General features: G+C 46.9%; 1 protein-coding gene. It reads right to left on the bottom strand.

Annotated features, from left to right (window positions below):
* Positions 1-76: 76 nt before the first annotated feature.
* Positions 77-663, bottom strand: a 587-nt coding sequence (locus ACQ4N8_RS28125) for a transposase (RefSeq protein ID WP_430707671.1), incomplete at its 5' end; no start/stop codon positions are given.

Genomic DNA, 663 nt, shown 5'->3' with positions numbered 1-663 from the left:
CGGCTAGGCCCCTTAAATCCGGAGTCCTGACCTACAAGTTTATCTTTCTCAAAGACATGCTCACTATCTCACAGGTTTACATCGATTTATGGAACTTTGAGGTATCCTCTAGCGTCTTGACCCATAACGAAAACTTCATGGGTGCCATACGCTTCAGGCTACCATGCATTCTTCGATGATTGTAAAAGTCCATATATTGATCAAGCGCTTCGAACGCTTCTTCAAACGTCTGGAATTCTCGTCTACTCAACAAGTTGCGTTCCAGTATGCTATGAAACGATTCAATGTAAGCGTTCATGTCAGGAGTCCTCGGGGGAATTCGCTCATGCGTCATTCCTAAGCTCTCACAGGTATCTCCAAACAACTTACTTACAAATTGAGGTCCATTGTCCGTCCGGATCACGGGTAACGTTTCACCAGGCTGAATGCGGCTCTCTAGAGCAGACCAAAGGGTTTGAACGGCATGCTTGGCTTCACAGGTTCGCCCGCGATATTGCCCGACGACCACGCGGTCAAATACATCAATGATGCTAAGAACAAAGAAAAAACGCTTCTGTCCTGCGACGTATCCATATTTGATGTCCATTTGCCACAACTGATTAGAACCGGTAATGAATCGGTTCTTGGGGAGAGTGCGCGGATGCGATGGAACGTGCTTACGAG

The organism is Paenibacillus macerans, from assembly GCF_050565405.1.
GTDB classification, from domain to species: domain Bacteria; phylum Bacillota; class Bacilli; order Paenibacillales; family Paenibacillaceae; genus Fontibacillus; species Fontibacillus macerans_B.
Note: the sequence above shows the minus strand (reverse complement) of the source record. Positions and strands in the feature narration are given on the sequence as shown.